This is a genomic window from Polaromonas sp. UBA4122 (genome assembly GCA_002381615.1).
Classification (GTDB): Bacteria; Pseudomonadota; Gammaproteobacteria; order Burkholderiales; family Burkholderiaceae_C; genus Polaromonas.
The window spans coordinates 15,519-15,746 of sequence record DFWY01000071.1; the positions used below are offsets into that span (position 1 = coordinate 15,519).

Annotated in this window: 1 pseudogene; it reads left to right on the top strand. The window is 61.0% G+C overall.

Annotation, left to right across the window (positions count from 1 at the left end):
- A pseudogene (locus B3F77_RS09360) lies at positions 1-228 on the top strand (macrolide ABC transporter ATP-binding protein); the annotation flags it as partial.

A 228-nucleotide genomic window follows, 5' to 3' on the forward strand; every position in this document is an offset into this window, starting at 1 on the left:
CGAGCCCACCGGCAACCTGGACACGCAACGCAGCCGCGAAATCATGGAACTACTGTGGGGCCTTAACGTGAACCACGGCATTACCGTTCTGATGGTCACGCATGAAGCGGACATGGCGGCCTATGCCAAACGCATCGTGCATTTTGTCGATGGTGTGGTGGACAACGACACGCTCAATCCGCACCCGGCTGGACTGCACGAAACTCCGGCCGCCGCACCGGTTGCGCC